The 20,408-nt window shown below is 36.1% G+C and carries 21 protein-coding genes; all 21 read left to right on the forward strand.

From position 1 onward, the window contains the following. Nucleotides 1–21: 21 nt before the first annotated feature. The 21 genes from MHB54_RS01120 (at nucleotide 22) to MHB54_RS01220 (ending at nucleotide 19,963) form a co-directional block, all read left to right on the forward strand. Entirely contained in the window at nucleotides 22–3,450 is a 3,429-nt protein-coding gene (locus tag MHB54_RS01120) for a phage tail spike protein (protein ID WP_340981329.1), read from the forward strand. 74 nt (nucleotides 3,451–3,524) lie between these two features. Further along, nucleotides 3,525–4,265 carry a stalk domain-containing protein gene (locus tag MHB54_RS01125; RefSeq protein ID WP_340981330.1) on the forward strand — a complete coding sequence of 247 codons (741 nt, stop codon included), beginning with the start codon at nucleotides 3,525–3,527 and terminating at the stop codon, nucleotides 4,263–4,265. A gap of 146 nt (nucleotides 4,266–4,411) precedes the next feature. After that, nucleotides 4,412–4,753: a hypothetical protein gene (locus MHB54_RS01130; RefSeq protein ID WP_340981332.1), complete on the forward strand. Its 342-nt coding sequence runs from the start codon at nucleotides 4,412–4,414 to the stop codon at nucleotides 4,751–4,753. A gap of 123 nt (nucleotides 4,754–4,876) precedes the next feature. Further along, nucleotides 4,877–4,990 carry a putative holin-like toxin gene (locus MHB54_RS01135; RefSeq protein ID WP_013370228.1) on the forward strand — a complete coding sequence of 38 codons (114 nt, stop codon included), beginning with the start codon at nucleotides 4,877–4,879 and terminating at the stop codon, nucleotides 4,988–4,990. A 379-nt stretch (nucleotides 4,991–5,369) separates the two neighbouring features. Continuing rightward, nucleotides 5,370–5,576, forward strand: coding sequence for a hypothetical protein (locus MHB54_RS01140; RefSeq protein ID WP_340981333.1), 207 nt, complete (start codon nucleotides 5,370–5,372; stop codon nucleotides 5,574–5,576). A 185-nt stretch (nucleotides 5,577–5,761) separates the two neighbouring features. After that, nucleotides 5,762–6,382 (forward strand): distal tail protein Dit, encoded by a 621-nt coding sequence (locus MHB54_RS01145; protein ID WP_068940867.1) that lies wholly within the window; start codon nucleotides 5,762–5,764, stop codon nucleotides 6,380–6,382. 18 nt (nucleotides 6,383–6,400) lie between these two features. Continuing rightward, on the forward strand, nucleotides 6,401–7,039 hold the full coding sequence (locus MHB54_RS01150; protein WP_310168635.1) for a hypothetical protein: 639 nt from the start codon (nucleotides 6,401–6,403) through the stop codon (nucleotides 7,037–7,039). A gap of 2 nt (nucleotides 7,040–7,041) precedes the next feature. Then, a complete protein-coding gene (locus MHB54_RS01155; protein ID WP_340981334.1) occupies nucleotides 7,042–7,680 on the forward strand; it encodes a hypothetical protein in 639 nt (212 codons plus the stop codon). A 12-nt stretch (nucleotides 7,681–7,692) separates the two neighbouring features. Further along, entirely contained in the window at nucleotides 7,693–8,133 is a 441-nt protein-coding gene (locus tag MHB54_RS01160; RefSeq protein WP_340981335.1) for a hypothetical protein, read from the forward strand. A gap of 14 nt (nucleotides 8,134–8,147) precedes the next feature. After that, nucleotides 8,148–9,299, forward strand: a complete 1,152-nt coding sequence (locus MHB54_RS01165) for a hypothetical protein (protein ID WP_340981336.1) — start codon at nucleotides 8,148–8,150, stop codon at nucleotides 9,297–9,299. Between the two features lie 12 nt (nucleotides 9,300–9,311). Then, nucleotides 9,312–9,872, forward strand: a complete 561-nt coding sequence (locus MHB54_RS01170) for a hypothetical protein (RefSeq protein WP_340981337.1) — start codon at nucleotides 9,312–9,314, stop codon at nucleotides 9,870–9,872. A gap of 75 nt (nucleotides 9,873–9,947) precedes the next feature. Then, complete coding sequence (locus MHB54_RS01175; RefSeq protein WP_340981338.1) at nucleotides 9,948–10,562, forward strand: hypothetical protein; 615 nt, start codon at nucleotides 9,948–9,950, stop codon at nucleotides 10,560–10,562. Further along, the gene (locus MHB54_RS01180) at nucleotides 10,563–11,141 is read left to right on the forward strand and encodes a hypothetical protein (protein ID WP_340981339.1); all 579 of its coding nucleotides are present in this window, start codon (nucleotides 10,563–10,565) and stop codon (nucleotides 11,139–11,141) included. A 14-nt stretch (nucleotides 11,142–11,155) separates the two neighbouring features. Continuing rightward, nucleotides 11,156–11,413: a hypothetical protein gene (locus MHB54_RS01185; protein ID WP_068940853.1), complete on the forward strand. Its 258-nt coding sequence runs from the start codon at nucleotides 11,156–11,158 to the stop codon at nucleotides 11,411–11,413. Nucleotides 11,414–11,442: 29 nt separating this feature from the next. Next, complete coding sequence (locus MHB54_RS01190) at nucleotides 11,443–12,900, forward strand: hypothetical protein (protein WP_340981340.1); 1,458 nt, start codon at nucleotides 11,443–11,445, stop codon at nucleotides 12,898–12,900. Between the two features lie 13 nt (nucleotides 12,901–12,913). Then, the gene (locus MHB54_RS01195) at nucleotides 12,914–14,125 is read left to right on the forward strand and encodes an SPRY domain-containing protein (RefSeq protein ID WP_340981341.1); all 1,212 of its coding nucleotides are present in this window, start codon (nucleotides 12,914–12,916) and stop codon (nucleotides 14,123–14,125) included. A 17-nt stretch (nucleotides 14,126–14,142) separates the two neighbouring features. Continuing rightward, nucleotides 14,143–16,194, forward strand: coding sequence for a discoidin domain-containing protein (locus tag MHB54_RS01200; RefSeq protein ID WP_340981342.1), 2,052 nt, complete (start codon nucleotides 14,143–14,145; stop codon nucleotides 16,192–16,194). A gap of 33 nt (nucleotides 16,195–16,227) precedes the next feature. Then, a complete protein-coding gene (locus MHB54_RS01205; protein WP_340981343.1) occupies nucleotides 16,228–18,045 on the forward strand; it encodes a DNRLRE domain-containing protein in 1,818 nt (605 codons plus the stop codon). A gap of 67 nt (nucleotides 18,046–18,112) precedes the next feature. Continuing rightward, nucleotides 18,113–18,661, forward strand: a complete 549-nt coding sequence (locus tag MHB54_RS01210) for a phage holin family protein (RefSeq protein ID WP_310168633.1) — start codon at nucleotides 18,113–18,115, stop codon at nucleotides 18,659–18,661. After that, a complete protein-coding gene (locus tag MHB54_RS01215; protein ID WP_340981345.1) occupies nucleotides 18,645–19,517 on the forward strand; it encodes a peptidoglycan recognition protein family protein in 873 nt (290 codons plus the stop codon). The genes MHB54_RS01210 and MHB54_RS01215 overlap by 17 nt, the downstream gene beginning before the upstream one ends. 32 nt (nucleotides 19,518–19,549) lie before the next feature. Further along, nucleotides 19,550–19,963 carry a hypothetical protein gene (locus MHB54_RS01220; RefSeq protein WP_068940840.1) on the forward strand — a complete coding sequence of 138 codons (414 nt, stop codon included), beginning with the start codon at nucleotides 19,550–19,552 and terminating at the stop codon, nucleotides 19,961–19,963. Nucleotides 19,964–20,408 lie beyond the last annotated feature (445 nt).

Consider the following 20,408-nt stretch of genomic DNA (forward strand, 5'->3'; position numbering starts at 1 on the left):
AGGTGTGTTCGATACAACTATATGATAGGTGACATTGACTTTAATATTAAACCAATTCGTCCTCAATATTTCCTATGTAAACCCAATGGAGAAATTATAAGTAAAATTAGTGAAGCGTATAACGACAAAAAAACAATAAAAATCAACGAAGTATCGACGTTAGAATTAACAATTCCCTTTTCAATGGATGTCAATCATAGAAAACTTAGAAATAAGAACATTGATAAAATATTTGAGAGATACTTAATTAAAGTTGTTGAAGGTTCCAATATTGAATGGTTCATTATTAAGGAAGTTATTGATGAATCGACTGATGATTATGACGCAAAGACAGTTAGATGCGATTCTTTAAGTGCAGAACTAAAAGATAAAGCAATCAAAATTTATGAAGTCCAAGCTTATCATGCTAAACAGGTTATGGACGATTTATTGGCTAATACAATTTGGAATATTGGTACAATTGATGCAGATTTTCAACTTACATATAGAACGTTTAGTTTTAATAGCACATCTGTATTAGATGCAATTTATTCTGTAGCAGAGACCTATAATGCGATAGTGCGATTTGATACAGATAAGAGAACTATTGACCTTATTAAACCAGAAGAATTCGGTGTAAACAGAGGGCTTACTTTTAGCTATAACAAATACCTCAAAACAATGAATATTACGTCTGACGTAAAAGATATAGTCACTCGCTTAAAAGCGTTTGGTCAAGATGATATGGGAATTCAAAATGTAAATCCAACAGGCCAAAACTATATCGAAGATTTTACTTACTGGATTTACCCTTTTAAACGTGACGTAAATAGGAATGTAATTCAATCTAGTTACTATATGTCTGATTCTTTATGTCATGCCCTACTCGATTATGCTGAATTGCTAAAATCCAAAAAAGGATTGTTTGATGGTTATCTAAAAGAACGTCGAGCTTACGAAAAACAACTGAATCAGCTCAATGTGGAATTAAATAAACTTTTGAATGATAATTCTGTTTTAGGCGAGTTACAAATTTCTCAACAATTTGATGGGAAAATGTACTTTGAGAAATATCAGCACAGCGGTAATAGTTCTCGAACGTTCCCCCTGAATGAAAAGTTGGGCTATGCTGTCATGATTAAGGTTGATAATGCAAATGGCGTGAGTGTTAGCATTGACGGTTCAGGCAAAAGTGTAAAATCAAGTAAATGGGCAATGCTTGATAAGTTTAGATCAAAAACTTCCAGTACAATTAACGTCTCAGGTGGCAATACACAAGTATTTATGCAAGTAGCTTTTATTCCCATCGAAGAACTTGAAGCCTCAAATAATGCTGATACAATAATTGATAAGTATAACTATGACAATAAAGAAAATCAGATAAGAATTAAAAAAGAAGAAATACAATCTGTAGAAGATAAAATAACAGATGTAAAAAAAAGAATCAGTAGTCTACAACATGATACAAGCGAAAGTGTCAACTTTACCAATGAACAACTTCATGAATTGAATCGATACGTAGTAGAACGTGAGTTTTCGGATAGTAAGTATATAGACGAAGACGATTTATTTAAAGCTACACAAGAAAAATTTGCAGAGTTACAAAGACCGCAGTTAAGTATGGAAATTGACATTGTGAACTTTATGGAAATTGTAGAAGCCCAGTTCGATTGGAAGAAGTTGAATCTTGGTGACTATGCTAATGTAAAGTATGAACCAACAGGTGTTGATGTAACTGCTAAAATAACAGAAATTACATATGATTATTCTAATTCAAATATAAGTTTAGTTGTAGCGAATGTAAATAAAGTTACAGATGAATTCAAGAAATTAGAGACCTATTTAAAGAATGCAAATACGACTTCTGTCACAGTAGACGCCAAGAAGAATAAATGGGGTCAGGCTGTTGTAGATTCAAATGACATTATGAAACAATTCGAAGATTTCCGTAATAAAGTTACTAATGAGATTAATATAGCAAATAATCAAACTGTGACTATTGATAGAAAAGGAATTACCTTGACTTCGACAGATGATCAGTTGAAGTTCGTGAGAATGACTAACGGGATAATTGGATTAACTGATAATGGCGGCTTGTCTTACCGCACAGCTATAACACCAACGCATATCGTCGCAGATAATGTATGGGGCAAACTTTTTGTTGGTGAACGACTTACATTGGGTGATATTGATGGTCTGTTGGAAATAACAGGCCCAAAATTCATGATATTCGACCGCTGTCATCGTGAAGTTCAACGTATTGGATTGCTAAGTACAAATCCTGATGTGTTCGGTATGACGATTAATCGATTTGAAGAACCGAATGTATGTGGTAACGAGAAGATTTTGAATAAGTTTACGTTCGATAATGTAGATGGCTTTAAGTTAGAGCGTAATCGCAACGGTACATTTGAAAAGACATTGTATACTTCTCCCGATGGCGATTTGTTTATGAAGGGCAACTTTCAAGCTGGCGAAGGTGAAAGAGTTTTCAGAATAGATAAAGACGGGCTAGCATTAGGAGCGTCCCGATGGAGCGAAGCACCGTTCCACGCAGATTACCTTGGTAATGTATGGATGAACATGCTCCATGCCGTGAATGCTGATATTAGTGACTCTGTAGTTGTCGATAGTAAATTCCAAGTTGGATCAGGAAACAGAATTGTTGTTATCGACCAGAACGGGTTGAGATTAGGGAGCGCTGATGAAAATTTAGCGAATGCAGTAATCAGAATGGACGGTTCAGCTAGATTCAAAAACGTAGAGATTACAAAACCAGATGGAACCAAGCTGCTAAACTCATTTAATGGCGACTGGTACGCCAATAATCACAATATTATAGGCGCAGGGATGGTAGATGCCCAGTTAATGGCAGCTAATATATTTGCTGGAGATTCTGGAGTGATTACAGATCTCACAGCAGGAAGGTTATCTACTTTGACAAATGCTGCCATCACCAATTGGTCGAACTATATTACTATCCAAGGAAATGAAGCAAAATGGATTACAGGTAAAGTTGTTCAGGGCGAACAAAAGAAGCTTCCTGATGGTCGATTATTGTATTGGGAAACATCTGCTCAATCTGGCAAGTATACCATTAATGAAACACCTTGGCCTGTGTATGTGTACGATACGAGCCAGAACCAAAAGGTTAAAGGCAAGATTGGTTTTGAAGGCGACGGCGAAAATGCAGAGTTCTATTTACAAGGTGGCGAAGGCGATGGCTCAGGTGGCTCTATTGGGAGATTAGATAAAAAGAAGAAGTCATTCGAATTGAGCTATGCTGCTTCTAATACTGCAAAAGATAGATCTGTGAAGTTAATGGATGAAGGGGTTTTTATAAACAGCGATGGTGGTTCAGTTATTGTACAAGGACGCGATATTACATTTAAAACAACGTCTGGAGCAATACTTGAAATTACTGCTGCTGGAGAATTCAAATTCAATGGTAAGCGTTACGACTTTATGTAGTCGCATCTAAAATTTTCCACTCCAAAGACCGATAATAATGTATAAAGACTATCTAATTTATGGGGGTAGATATTATGAAAAGAAGAATTCCAACATTCCTTCTCGGTCTTGGAGTCGGAATACTCGTAACAGCTAGTGTTTCTGTAGGTGCATCTAACTTTGTTAAAGCAACATTGTTGAACACAAAAGTAATTGTGAACGGTTCAGAAGCTAAATTGAACGATCAGCCTATTTCGGTTAATGGACGCAGCTATTTGCCTTTACGTGATACGGCTTCAGCAATGGGCTATAGTGTAGCAAGTGCAAGTACCAATAAAATTGAATTAGTTCAGGGTGGAGATTTGCAGTCGAGTAAATCGACAACAACGGAACAAACTTCAACAACGAAAACAACTGCGGTTAAGCAAGGAGGAAAAACCTTTAACGTGGATAAATACACAAAAGGAGATAAGTTAGATTCGGAGAAGATTGCAGCAGCCATTGCTTCGGGAGAGTTAACGATTAACAGTCAGGATGCAGCTACAGGGAAAAGCTTGCTGATGTACGTAGTTGAAAAAGACGACTACGCATTATATCAAATCATTCATAAAAACGCATTGAATCCGAATTTACAGGACAATGAAGGGAATACGGCTTTACATTATGTGGTAAAATATGATAATTCCACTTACATGGGGGAGCTTAAGAGTATGAAAGTTGATCCTAAGATTAAAAACAAAAACGGCCAACGAGCTTATGATTTGGTGACAGATAAGAATTCGGGAGTTGCCATTTCACTTGATGTATATATGGCTTCAAGAGAAGCATTCAAATAAATAAAACAAATGGACAAGAGGTAAATATTCAGCATCTCTACAGGTTGCTTTGTTCATCTAGCCTCTCCTCCTCTCTTGTACTACTATAGACCCATTACCCGAGACATGGTAAACTATTGGTATTATTTGAGAGGTGGAATATTACTATGTTTCGTTGTTTGAAATGTGGACAAGAGTATAAAAATAGTACAACTCATTGTGCCAATTGTGGAAGTTTACTATATGATCAGAGGAATGACACAATAGGTTATGAAAAACCTAAATTAAGTTTAGATAAAAAATTTGTTCTCAAAATGATTTTGTTATTAGCGACTATTCTTTTTGTGTTGGGGATATTCTCTCTAATTTCTTCGTGTATTGACAATAGCGCTCCTGATTCAAAATCTATTGACAAAATGACCAACAAAGAGTTTAATCAGTTTATGGAATGGAAAAAAGAACAGAATCAGAAAGATTACAATGAATCTTCTTTAAATTCATCCAAATAATTCCAACTAAGTAACGTACCTTATGTATCATTTTCACTTATCTATCAATATGGTATAATATCCCTAACAACAGAATGGCTTAGATGGGCGGTCGGCTAGTCTCCTGCAAAGGAGGTGATGCCTGTGGAGGTTAAAGATGCTCTAACATTAATGATGATGTTCGGTACGTTGATTGTAGCGTTGATCGGATTAATCGTCACAATTGTTATTGCATTGAACCAAAACAAAAAGAAATAGACCGCCCTCCCAACTAAGGTAGCGGATCTATTTCTACACCTATGTTGCACAGCCACCGCCCTTATAAGCGGCTGTTGTAAAAGAGTAGGGATGTTGTCGCATCCTTGCTCTTTTTTATTATATACTTCTTGGTAATATTTTATCACATTTTTATCAGCATTGACAATGCGGGAAAGTTAATAAAAATGTATCGAAACCGATTCCACTTATGTTGTTTTTGTGTTTAACTTTTAACAACTGTCTCTTTTAGGGAGATGGAATATCTCCTTATATTTGGTTGAATATTTTATTTCCCTATAAACTTCTACCCTCTCCTATCCGATATATATTGTAAGTATGTGTAAAACTATATAAAAATTAAATGACTGGAGGATAAAAAATGACTAGCTGGACAATAAAAACTAAGAATGATCTAAAAGTAATTGAAAGAATAATGACTCCATCAAATAATGGAGCGATTCTTATTGTAAAATATGAAAATGGAACAGTCGTCACTTCGGAACTTAAAAGTGATGGAAGTGTGTCGATTAAGATTGACGGTTCTCATGAATTTGACCATGAAAATAATATCATACTCATCTCCTAATCCAGCCTAAACTTTAAAAGCAGTCTATCTTGAGCAGAGACTGCTTTTAAAATTTTCGAAATCTTTCTGGTTTTTGCTATTGATTTATCACTTTTATAAGATTTGATCTTTAGTATTACAGTAAAATCCCAATTTTATAGTGTTTCTCCCCAATTAAAAGCCTTATAAATAAAGGCTTTTTTATTATGTCCAAATTTAATATGGAGGTGATCAAGATTACAATACGCGAATCCCTCTACTTTTCATATGCTGGCATCCAATCCGATTTCTATGGAATCGTAAACGTTAATATGTCCAGTGGGATGCAAGAAGAAGTTTTCGCCGCATCACGATCTATTAACGAAGTATCCATCAAAGGCAGAGATAAGCCCTACTTTCAAAGCACAAAAAAAGAACCACTTAAGTTTAATGTTTCCTTTGCTTTCGAAGATAAATGGGATGATGTAAAAATTAGAGAAGTCGCCATATGGCTAACGGAACAGTCTTATTATCAACCTCTCTTCTTTTCTGAAGATCCTGAGAAAATATATTATGCACTTTGTGTTGATGACATAAATCTCGTACACAACTGCTTAAGACAGGGATATATTACGCTCGCTTTCCGTTGCGATGCTCCCTACGCCTATTCTTCTATTTATAATCCACCAGTATATAAATGGCGTTATCAACCTTTTGATGTACAGGTGAACGATACTAATGGAGATAAACACAAGGTTATCATCGAGAATGGCAAACTTACCTTAAACCCAAACAAGACAATGTGGACTGAATTTCGTGGGAAGAAGTGGTATGAAATTTCAAACTAAATAAGAAAGGAGAATTCTATGTCAACAACGACAACAAAACTTGGTCTTAAAAAGCCCAACTTTGCAACAGATGATATCGAAAATACATTAAACGAATTAGCTGACAACTTTCAAAAGCTTGATGATGATAGTGATGATTATGTTGATTTCCTTCCCCTATCTGGGGCGTATCCAATTGCAAAGCGATTTTACAAGAAAACACCTAAATCTGGCGACTATATCGGATGGGTAAATACTCGAACTGGTACTAGCGCCCCAACGTGGCAAAAACTCAAACAATATACCAATGGCGATTTAATCGTTCCTACTGTAGATAATGGACATATTTATAAATGTATTCAAACAGGATACTCAGGCTTAACTGAACCTGTTTTTCCAGTATCAGTAGAAATAGAATTTGGTGATGTTCGTGGTAGTAACACTTGGCAAGCAACCACACAATATAAAAAGGATGATATCGTTCTTCCTACTATTGATAATGGTCGATTTTATGTTTGTCTCCAAGCTGGTGAATCAGGTGATGTTGAACCTACGTGGGGATTGGCTGACGGTCAAACAATATACGATAAAAATGCTTCTTGGGTAAGCTATAAGAGGTTGAAGTGGAAAGAAGCTGGAGTAGCATCTAACTTTAGACCTTATGGGAAGATTGAATAGCTATGGCTACTTGGAATTCACTTACGAATAAAAATGGAATCTATACATATCCTCCCGTCACTATACCTGTTGTTACAGACGGTGCCTTAAGCAAGATTAGTTGGAATCAAATCATGCCTGAAGGATCAACGATAGTTGTTCAGTCTCGTAAATCAGACGATGGATACAATTGGTCTGAATGGCGTAACTGCGTTAATGGTGGTGAAATACCAGAAATAAATGAAGATACTCCTCTCTATAATACGAAATTGAGTATTCGTGTAATCATCCAAACTACAGATTACAGTATTCGTCCCTTCTTTGACCCCAATATAACCCTACATTTTCAACCAGTTCTTGTGTTCCTCAACAAAGGCGATCTCCCTTGTCAGCCTGAAATATGGATCGCTAAAGTTGGTAGCGGTGATTTTACTATGACCAATACATCTCATAACAACGAGCAGTTTAAGTTTACTGGACTTGTGGATGGTGAAACGGTGTATATAAACAATGAGAGACAAGACATCGAGACTACTTTAGCTGTCACATATAGATACAAAGATTTCAATGATAATTACTTGAATCTACCTGTTGGGAAAAATGTATTCAAGATTGATGGTTATGCTGATATTAAATTTAGGTACCAGTTTAAACGGATTTAAGGAGGAGGATATATGGCTGGTGTAGCTTTGAATGGTTCAGAAATAAATCTATCAACAAAAAATGACTATGTTAAGTTTAGATATGAGTGGCGTGAAAAAGATAATGATGGAGATTATCATACTAAAACTGGTAGTGGATCAACTGATGCTGATGTAACGGGAAAAGTTGTTTGTGCTAATCAAATCTATTTAAATGGTGTTTCTGTGGCTACGGTAGGAGACAAAACGGAGGAAAACTGGAAAGCTAATCCTTCCCCCTCTGCCCCAAGAGGTAGTATTACTTCTGTTACTCCTGGTAGATCGGGTTCTGGCGTAGGCGAAGTTTCGGGAGGTAGCGCAAAAGTTTTTTATAATGGTAAAGCTGTTGCTTTAATTGGTTCATCTGTGAAAACCATGCTAGACACAGACACGAACATAGAAACGGGAAACGATAAGATAAATATATCAAGTTAGGAGGTGAAATATTTTTGCCAGAGTTACATACTTATCTAGAATTAAATGACCCAGTTATAATGATTACTCGCAAGGGTACACCAGAAGATCCTTTTGTTAATCGTGCAGACTCTTTACCTGTACTCAATGGTTTAATCACACTACTTGAACTCCCCTCATCTGCTCATGGTGTATCAATTGCAGGTATGACTGAAATTAGTCAACAAGTATTTGAGAATCGACCCTATCTGAATGAAAATGAATTCCTTGTACAATATCAAACTGGAGCAATTCAAGTCCACCCTTCCCTTGAAGGTACAACTAAACTTTGTCGTTATATGGGCAAAGGCTTAGTTATGCAACCTGCATCACGTATCTATGCTATGATTCAACGTCATCCAGACATTGTGAAGACTCTACAAGATATTGTAGATGAAGCATATCAACGATTAAACGACACTCAATTAGCAATTGGCAGACTTGAAGAAATAATCAAGCAATCTCAAATAGCAACAAGCACAGCAGAAAAAGCAGCAGACAATGCCAATCAAGCAGCAGACTTAGCTAATAGTGCAGCTAACAATGCAATAGATGCATACAATACTACAAGACTTGCATTCAAACCTTATGTTAGAGACATGCAAGAATTGACCGCTACTTACCCTCACCCTGAACTTGGTTGGACAGTTCAAACCACAAAAGATGGTATTCGATATCGCTATGATGGTAATCGCTGGATAGCAATTGACCTGTTTGGAGACAATCTTCAGCCAGTTAGCAAGGATAAGGATGGGTTAATGACGGTAGCGTTGCTTGAAAAGGTAAATGACATTCCATTAGAAGTACAAGATCGAGTTATTGTCTTATGCAAAGATTCTTATGTATTTGTAGAACCATTTGGATTAGCAGCCTTTCCTTTTAATGGTGAGATCGTTGAAATCAAGGCTTATTTAGGTGTAGAGGGCGATACAGAAACAGAACTAGATATTGAAAAATCAAGAGATTTAAATACTTGGACTAGTATCTTGAATAAAAAGATTCACTTTGAAGCACTAAAGCATTTCGATGACAAGACATTAGAAGTCAAAACGAAGACAGTAAACGCAGGAGATATGTTCAGAGTCAACACAATTAAGAATGGAATTAATATTCAGAATTTAACAGTAACAATAACAGTTAGAACTTAGGAGTGATACATAATGGCATTACAACCCGTGATAGAATATCGAAATTCAACGCATGCAGCCGAAATTATCACACAAGATTTCGGTGTGATAGATGCAGATACAAAATCTTCACCTTTTACTTTTAATATTTGGAATAACAGATATGACGCTACAAAAGGCACAGGGAAAGTCGATGTAGCAAAAATGGAAGACTGTACTATAACCACCCGTGACATGACAGGTGGTACAGGTGATACAGTTGGCAATGTAGTAGAAGTAGTAAAAAATAGTTGGTTTCATGCTCAGGTAGACACCCTGAATGAAACTGACCTTGATCAAGATAGTTCAAAGATCGGCAAAATCGCGTCCAAACCCATTGGAACAACAGGAAGTACAACAAAAAATTGGGATGGGACAGTTTATCCTACACCATTTAAGCCGGGAGCAAAAGAGATTCTTGGTGTAGCCAATAACGGTACACCATTAGATGCGGCAGGTAATTATGTAACTGTTACACTACAATGTGCTGTACCTTTGGATGCTTCAAGTGGCAAACAAAGCTTTAAGATACGTGTTTCATATCGCTATGTATAAAATACAGTAAATTTATATCAATCATCTAGGCAGGGATAATGTCCCTGTCTATTTCTATTTTTAGGGAGGTTACATATGATTCTAGGCAACATGCAATATAACCGTTCTCCCATTCCCTTTCAAAATTTTATCTGGGTTGCGGACTACTGGGATTCTACATCTCTTCTTGAATACGATACACGCAACAACAAACATAATGAATTTGCCTCTATCGAAAAAAATAAGTTGCTTGCTTTTGGGTATATCGGAGAAGGAACTCAGATCTACTTCGATGTAGCCAATGGCATCTTCAATGTTAACGGTTATCGTTTTATGATCTCCTATAAAACTGAAGAAGAAGAATATCCGTTAACGGGGAGGACTTTTCTCTATAACGATATTATTCAATATAAGAATGCTTCAAGCGATGCTAATTTGCTTTTGAGAGAAGAATACGGAAGATTTGATAGTCAAATTGAGCAGTATAATATCGGCTATAAAAAAGAAATGCTTTTGGAGGGTGTAAATATAAATTTCCAATGTATCTGTTCTATTCCATTGAGAAATACTACATTTTTTCAAATTAAAATTACATCCAATAAAGACTTGGACGGTAAGATCATTATCCGTTGCAATGGGATTGTTTCAGAAGAAATACATGCTCCACTTAAAGCCAACATGAGTGGTAACATTCATTGGGAGTTGAGATAGATGGCTATAACTGAGATTGGCATACCTATAGATTTAACAAAAGGTAAATACGAAAACACAATTTATAAAGACGGTAAGCTTCAGCTAGTAGAACTACAGAAAAGTGATACGGGTAAGATAGTTTATGCTTCAAATGGTTCTTGGCAATCTGAGATAATTTACATTGCCGACAAGATCAAAGCCTTTGAAAAGGTTGTAAAAAATACAATTGTTAGTGGAACAACTTCAACATTTAAGATATCTACCCAATCATCTATTGATGGCACCGAATGGTCTCCCTATGTTGAAGTTGGTACTGATGGTTCTGTCCAATCACCTACAAATACATATGCACGTATTAAGATTGAATTGTTTAGCTCTCCCACTGAGAATCTAATCTTCACTGTTGATGACTTCAATGACAATCACTACGACAATGCATTTTTGAATACTTCTCAAGACTATTTGGAGATGAAACGAAGCTACATATTAGATTATGTCAAGGACTCGGCTTGGACTGAAGATGGGCAACTACATAGAGTAACAATTGATAAGTCTATTTGGAAGAAAATTGACTCTCTATCAAGTGTTCAAAGTTAGGAGGATTTTACGTAATGCAAAAACATTTAATTAATGACAACGGAATGTATAAGACCTATCTAAATGGAGCATGGCAAACAGTAACTACATCCTCCCCCACTAAAGACAACTTTATAACAAAGGGTATAGATGATTTAAGTGTATTGGATCGTAGTGTCAAAACAATTTCTCAACCCATGAGCGACGATGGGACATTGGTATCAGGTAAAGTATTTAAATCTACAATTGACCTGAAGAAGTACTTCGACATTACAAGCATCATAATAAAATAACGATTTTATAGAGAAAGTGGTGATAAAAAATGGCCAGTTTTGGTAGTTTTATTGATTCATTCGCAAAGGTTTTATATGTGGATGGTACAACGGGCAATGACATAAATAATGGCTCTGTTGCTTCACCATTTAAAACAATAAGTAAAGCCGTTTCATCTGTAACTATGGATAATACCTTGATTTATATTATAAAAGAAGGAGTTTATACAGAGACTAAACTTTCGGCAATATTTAATGTAACTTATGAAATAACCATTGCCACCATTACTCTTAGAGATAAATCCAAACGAGTAATATTGAACCTAACTAGTATTTCAGGTGGAACTATAGCTATGAAAAAGTTAAATAGAATAATTGGTCTAATTATTCAAAAACAAAACAGTGCTGGCGATGCACGAATATTTGAGTATTTATTTGATGGAACTACGATAAATTTATCATTTAAAAACTGCGTTTGGGATAAAACACCTTATTCTCCTACCAGCTATTTGATGTATTCAGGCAATTCGAATGGCGCAACCATTATAAAATTAGAATATGTTAATTGTTGTATTCTTCCAACCTTTTCAGACAGAGATGTTAATACTCGTACAACGCAAGGCGACTTTATTAATTGTGCAATAGCAAATAATTTCACGTCTGATGTTGGAAACATAGTTACTACTTTTGATGCTGACTATAATCCAACTACTCAAACAACTACGAACGGCGTATACAACGGCGAATTTGCTTGGGGAAGTATGAAGTATATTAAAGTAATACTTTCATCGAATAAAAGGTTTTATTCTACTACTCCAAGTAAAATTTCCGATACAACAATCATCCCTAAGATGACAAACAACGCCGCACCGTCTGGATTGGCCTTTTCAAAAGGTGCATATGGCACAAATGAAGCGTATCTCGCTTTCAACCAAATTGACGAAAATGAAGGCTATTGTTCAACTAATAGTTCAGGTGGGGTTGGGTTTTTAGGTTATAAATTCACAGCACCTAAAATCATTGCTAAATATGTCGTTCGAAATGGGACTCTAACTAGCTTTAAGCGTTTACCTAGGAATTGGACATTTGAAGGTTCAAATAACAGTACTAATGGACTTGATGGCACATGGGAAGTCCTTGATAGGCGATCTAAGCAAACTTGGAATACTCCTATAACTGACAAGGTTTTTGAAATTGATAATATTAAGGCGTTTACGGCTTATAGAATCAATTGGACAGCAAATAATGGCGCTACAGATTACACCAGTGTTGGGGAGTTAAAAATGTTTGAGTTGTTGAGTATCCCTAGTCTAATTGCAATGACTGATAATAATGAATCCTCATTTCAAAAATACGGAATGAATTTTGACAGTGCATTAAACCTCAGCAGTCGTTTAAATAGGTATACGGATATTCAGAGTTCGAGTGCAGCTTTTGGGCTGGGTAAAGTTTTTAAACACAAAGCAGATCTAAACGAAAAAAGGGTAGGTAAGATTATATTCAAATAGAAAGGATGTTATCATGGCAATCAATTCAATGATTACTTGGGATTCAATTAATAAGGGTTCCACCACAGTCCTTTCCAATGGAAACCTGTCAGCAACTACGCCAAGTTCTTCAGCTAAGGCAAGGTGTTCTGTAGGTAAAACCAGCGGAAAATGGTATTGGGAGATAAGTTTCTCAGGCACTTTTGGCAACCCTCTTATCGGCATATTAAATGATTATTCTAATTTGAACTCGAATGATACTAGCTCTACATATGTACGTGGTTATTATGTGGATGGTAGGAAAAGTCCTGAATGGGTAACTTATGGAGCCAAATATATTTCAACTGACACTATATCCGTATTGCTTGATTTAGATAACGGAAACTTAGAATTTTGGAAAAATGGAATCACCCAAGGCGTTTCACATACTAATATTCTCACTATGGGAGCAGTATATCCTTTTGTTTCTTCTGGACAAAGTAGTGGTGATGCTACTGTAATGACCGCTAATTTTGGAGCATCAACTTTTAAATATACGCCGCCTACAGGGTATCTGCCCTATGCGTGGGAAAAAGTAGATAAGTTTTTGATATTAAAAGATGAAATTGCTTATGGGGCAATCCCTTCGCTACCGTTAATTCCAATACTCACATCTGCTACTGGCAGCAATGGGTCTGTCATTAGCTCAGGTGCATATACATCTAATTGGTTTGCATTTGATGGGGATAAGAGTACAGTTTACACAACGAATTTCGTTCCATCTGTCGGTGCACCTGCCTATGTGGGATATAAATTCAACACACCCGCAACAGTAAAAAGATATGAATTTTTAGTTGGATTAATAGATTTTAAATTGATGGCCTCAAATGATGGGGTTTCGTGGGTCACACTAGACACAAGGAGTAACATTCCTGTCAATATGACTACAGTACAATCTTACATCGTTCCGAAAGCTTCACCCTATTACTACTACAAGCTGGAGACGACAAAAGCGACCAGTGTTCGCGATTGGATTCAATTCAATGCAGTACAATTCTACGATCACACTCCAGTAATCATTACTCCGACCCTTGAAGAAAACGATTATTCGACTTATGGTTTCGTCAAGGAAGATGAGATTGACTTAGAAAAAAAGCATAGTCACATACTTATAAAAACAACGAAAAATAGTTCAGTTGGCTCAGGAAAGGTTTTTAAGCATTCCATTAGTGAAAAAAATACTATTAAAAATGTGTCTATCACGTAACAGAAAGGAGGAAGCCTATGTACTTAAAGAATTTGATTCCAGCAATGACCTCAAATACCGCTCCAAGCGGAAAAGTGAGTGCCACTTCTGTTGAGAACACTTCTACAGATGGGTGGTGTGCATTTGATGGAAAAGCTAATACTTACTGGTCTACTTCTAGGGGTGTAATTAGTGCAAGAATTTATTATGAATTTCCATCTTCGCAGATAATAAAAAAGTATACTATTAAAGCTGGGGGCGAAGACGGTAGATTAGCTCCAAAGAATTGGACGTTCGAAGGCTCAAATGATGGTACTAATTGGATTGTGCTAGATACACAGATCAATCAGACTGATTGGGCTTCGGCTGGATGGGGATCAGTCACGACGAGAGAGTATTCAATCTCCAATGATAAACGATTTACAAGTTATCGAGTAAATGTAACACAAAACAATGGACACACTTATTATTTGTTTATTTATGAGATTGAAATGTTTGGTGTTGTATTTGATAAGCGATGCATGGTTTACAATGACAGCAAATATAAAGTCTATGATGGTTCTAACTTTATTGAAGTTAGTATTTCTGGAACATCTCCATCGGAAAGCGATTATATTACCAAAGGTATGATTGATGTTTCAATTATTCCTGAATCAGCTTGGCAACAACTTCAAGGAGATGTTGAACTATGTTATTACTCAGACGATCCTTCTACAACGTCTACTCAATTCATTATTGAGACTACCCCATTTACTTTTGCTGAGGAATGGCAAGATAAAGAGATTAATATTGTTGAATATACAGATGATACACTACAGACCGAATCGTCCATCTCACTAGAAACTGAATCTTTTATCCTTTACGACGAACTTGGTGACAATGTTGATGTCCTCTACTACACCGATGAATTAACTAAGACAGCAGCCTCTATAGAGTATAATGCTAATTATTCCCCATTAGATGATATCCATAATAATTTTGAAGTTGTCACGTGGACAGATGAATCAAATAACCCACTTAAGCTTTCACTGGGTGCTTTACCCGTCAGTCAATTCATTAAGCAATCTAACGACTTCACTCTACCCGGATCTCTTCAGGCGATTACTATAATCAAGAACGCTAGTAATAATGCAAAGTTTTTACTTTCATTTGATTCAGGACAATCTTGGAAGGCTTATCGTAATGGAAAATGGAATGAAGTAAGTGTAGATAATATGAGCACTATTAGTAAGCAAGCAATGTCATACCAAGAAGTCTCTCAGCTAGTTGAAAGCAGTTTTAAGAATCAAGGTGACAAAGTTAGATTTGGATATTGCATAGAAGACAAAAAACAAGAATCACTGAACCCAACAAAAATTGATGCCACTCAACTGGTCATCAAATCAAACGTTGATGACACTAAATTTCAGAACTTATCTTTTTATGTTCTCAATACTGAAGCGACAATCCAAATTACGTTTAACAGCGGTAAGATTCTTGGACAAATTAATGACGAAGATAAGGGTAAAGTACAATACCGTGTATTACTGAACGATCTCCCCTACTTCCCGAATGATGGTTCATTTACTCGTTTAGCACCATCACCTGTTGATATCAATCTCAATGTATCCGAACGAGATATGTTCTTTGATAAAGACAACAAGCTTCGTGTAGAGTTTAAGGATTATTGGGGCAACACAGATTACTGGCAAACAACCTTTGCAGGAACATACACAGGGCTAATGTTTATGGATGAGTCTGGAGAGTATCTATCCGATACATTTGGAGGAATCCTCAAGTACTTGGATTTTGGTATGATTTTTGCAGGTCAAACTACACTTGATCAAAAAGTTGTAATCAAAAATCAATTGGGATATTTTATCGACAATTTGTTGCTTGAGGTAAATAAAGAAAAGTTGCCTGAAGGTGTAACTGTGGAACTATCACGTGCACAATCCCCATTTTTAGCAACAGATTATATTACATACGGGTTAACTAAACCACTAGAGACGCAGGAATTTTATGTTAGGATTGTTGCAGATATTGAAGCCAAACCAGTACCCAACGGTATATTCGAACTTAAGATTAACTCAAACAAAGCAGCGGTATAATCGCAATACAATGCGGTGTTAGGAAGTGACTATTTGGATACATATAATGATTTAGGCGGTGAAATATTTATAAAATCGCCCTCCAATCGTATGGAGGGTAAGTTTGTACTCTATCGGCAGGAAGCATCTGAAGTAAATTCGGAAATGCTGGTTGCTTATCGCAGGGAAACAACTGTAGATGCAACGATTACTATACGTGTTCAGCGATCAGCAGACGTTAGCAGTCAATTAGATATCAAATATAGAGGTAATACTGATATTAATTCAGTATTGGAATCAACCTCTGTCAACTATCTAGCTGGAACACTAGAAGTCAGACCACATAATCGATTATTGGGTAAGTTTGAGTTAATGGAAGCTCCTAGAGTCACCAAAGATCTAAACCCTATCGAAGATGCCACAACACGAAGTCGTTCAGATTTACAAACAGTAAACTACGGCGATACGCAATCCATGATGATTGGGCAATCAGACACTGAGCAGTTTGAATCTTTCATTAATTTCGGTGATCTGAAAGTTGTAGTTCCTGACTTAAATAAGCTCGAAGAAGCTAAATTGCGTCTCTACTATAGTGGAAACTTTGCCGATGATACAGACATTAAGGTATATCAGCCCAATACATTGTGGAGAGAGTATGGTATTACATATGCCAACAAGCCATATGGAACAGAATTATTATTAGATTCCTACACAGTTAATAGGACAAGCAGATACATTGAATTTGACGCGTTTGATTTGGTCAAACGTTGGCAGGATGAATCGCTAATCAACTACGGATTGATAATTAAATCGGAAAGTTCACATCCAACCTATTTTAATACAAGAGAATCACTTAAACCTCCTATTCTCCAGCTTAAATATATTACGTCACAGAACTACAGTTTTGGACGAGGGGATTTAAATTCTACTCTATTCGTCTATGGTGCAGGAAGAAAAGAAGTGACGGGTAGTCTTACGGTTAAAAGTAATTTTGGGTTTAACTATCTCCCTGCTTCTTTATATGTCCACAAGTACAAAGACTTTATGCAGCATGATACCGACTCAACATTGGCAATCTCCAGACCAGACATAAACAGTTCACTAAAAGTTGTATATCGCAAAGATAATGACCTATCTGCATCTATTAGTGTTGCCAACTTTGGAACATCTGCTCCCGACTCATCGATGATGATATCTAGACCTGATTTAGGAGCAAGGTTAACAGTTGATCCTAACATGAGCCTTGAAAGTGAACTTACCGTAGCATACAGAAGAGAATCTGCAATCGATAGCTTCATTACTGTATCTAGACCAGAAATGAATGCAAGTTTAACGGTGTCTAAGTATAAGCGTATAAATAGTGATATTGAATCCACTGTAATGATTCAAGGCGTAAGATTTTCAGATATTGATAGCAGCTTAATTGTAACTAAACCAGATTTGGGTAGTAGTGTTGTTGTCAGAGCTATTGGAAACAATGATTTAGATTCATTTGTTCAAGTGCCTTTCTTTGATTATTGCGATGCTAATGTAATTGTTTCACGTCCAGACTTGGGATCATGGATTGAGGTTAAGATCTTTTACGATGTTGACGGTACTCTATATGTAAAGAATCGTGAATACTTAGAGGCAACCATTGATATTCGCCAGAAGAGTGACTTGGATTCAATTGTAGATATCAAGAATGTTCACAATATTGAATCTGAAGTGATGATTAGTAGACCAGATTTGGGCGGCTTCCTGTATCCAAGGTTGGCGAGAACAAATGATTTAAATGCTGTAGCACAGATCAGAAAAAGAGATGTAAGTGACTTAAGTAGCTTCATTATAGTTAAGGGACGTTCATCTGGTGTGTATTGGTACATTTTATAAAAGAGACATTTTACGAAGACTCTTCTAATGAGGAGTCTTTTATATTATTGAAAAGTAGGTTTAACCAATGAAAGAGAATGAATTTTTAGAAATAATGACTGGTGCTTATGAGTATGCCTATAAGTCAGTCGAGTATGTTAGACCTGTTTTTGTGTTTATTTCAACCATTGTTTCGTATTTACTTTTCCCCAATGAAGCATATGTGGCTCCCACTGTTGGCCTCTTTGTTGCACTTATTTTAGATATAGCTACGAAATATTATGCTATTTCAATGCAAAATGGTGGTTTTCGAAATGCAATTATAACAAGAAAGATATCCTCTGAATCCATGTGGAGAGGAACAAAGAAAAAGCTTGTAAGTGTTTTGATGGTTATGATTTGTTGTGGTCTTTTTATGAGATTCACTGAGTTTCTACCACAAATAGCTATCGCAATTACTTCGATTTGTTATGGATTCATGTTTTTTAGAGAGACACAAAGTATTGCCGAAAACTTAATTGATGCAGGACATACAGATATGGCTTGGTTTCTAATTTTAGTTAAAAAGAAGAAAAAAGAGTTTATGGAAGACAACGACATCTCAGAAGGGAATGATTCAAATGATTCAACTAGGTAACTTTTTACTCATGGATCGGGATGAGTTCCGTGAATGGCTAAGCAAACAAGCCGTTACTCGAAACATTGACCGTCTTCAAGTCCATCATACAGCCTCGCCTAATTATAAAACGCGCAGAATGGTTAATGGTGTTGCTCAACAAGATCATTTTGAGTGTCTTGAAGGAATGAGAAGATATCATTTAAGTGAGGGATGGTCTGGGACAGGTCAAAATATAACCATATTTGAAGATGGAAAAGTAGCTATTTCATTAGACAGAAACCTAAATAAAACACCTGCTGGGATTCGTAATGCCAACAGTGGAGCCATTTGTATTGAGATCATTGGTTACTTCGACAAAGGCAATGACATTATGACCAACAATCAAAAGAACGCCATTGTTCATGTTTATGCCTGTCTAGCTGAAAAGTTTAATCTATTTATTGATACAAATCATATAGTCTATCACGCATGGTTTACGTATGGGGGTACACGACTGACAGATTATACTCCCGGTGAATCAAGTAAGACATGTCCGGGTACTGCATTTTGGGGTGACGGTAATACAGTCGCAGCAGCGAAGAAAAACTTTCTACCTCAGATTCAAGCAGAGTTAGATCAATTAAAAAATAAAAATAAAACCACAGTAAGTGAGGAAGATCAACCTATGACAAAAGAAGAAAAAGTAGCATTTGAAGCACTACAAGCACAAGTAAAAGAATTAACAGTCAACTTACAAATGGATACTATTCCAACATGGGCTTCAGAAGCATGTGTCGCTGCTAAAAATGCTGGTGCTGTAGATACGACTTCTGGCGGCAGTTATGACTTTTATCGGTTAATTACTGTGTTGTACCGCAAGGGATTCTTCAATTAATACGCAAATATAATAACAAAGGATGATTTTTAATGAATGATATATATGTTATTGGTGGAACAGTGTTGTTTGTTCTATTGAGTGTATTAGTTATGACTTGGTTTCGTAAGCGAGGTATTAAACTGAGTGAAACGGATAATATCCTGAAGAGTGTCGATATTAGTAAGTTAGTTTTAGAAGTGGTTCCACTTACTGAACAATATAAAGGTAAAGCAAATTTTGTGTTAGATGTAGCATCCGAAGTAATTGAATATGTACATAACTACTCTAATGATGCTTTGACACTTGAACAAAAAGAAAAGGTAACTTCTGATACAGTAGATGAATTGCTAAACAAGTTAAATGTGAACCCAACTGAAAATGAATTAAAGTTAATTAAAATTCTAGTCCATGAAGGTATTCGATTAATGAATACATCGATAGCAGCAACACCAGTTACAAAATAATAACTAAGGGGAACTCTCAATACTAAATGAGGGTTCCCCCTTTTTTTGTTTATTAGATGAGATATGCATATAAAGGAAACGAAAGTTCTGCATGTATCGTGTAGATTGATACTATTACGTCCGTTTTTCTTCAATTATTTTAGCAACACCTTAAAAGCATCGAGTGGTCGGATTGAAGTAGTCACTAAGTATAGTGGTATCTGCATTTACGCTCCTTCTTTTAATCCTACTATGAAAAAAGGTTGTGAATCGTAAATTAGACTGCCTACTTTAACCTCCATGTATGAGAAGTGGCTTTCGGTTGCCTTATATTTATTGAATGAAATATTTATTCCCAACACCTTCACTTCAAAGGCAGCAGCTTCATCTACAATGTCACAAGTATTAAAATTTTTCTAATAGTTTATTTAATCTTTGGGGTGTATTATCTAGTTTTAGATTCGTC

It is taken from the genome of Paenibacillus sp. FSL M7-0802, assembly GCF_038004945.1.
Taxonomy (GTDB): domain Bacteria; phylum Bacillota; class Bacilli; order Paenibacillales; family Paenibacillaceae; genus Paenibacillus; species Paenibacillus polymyxa_B.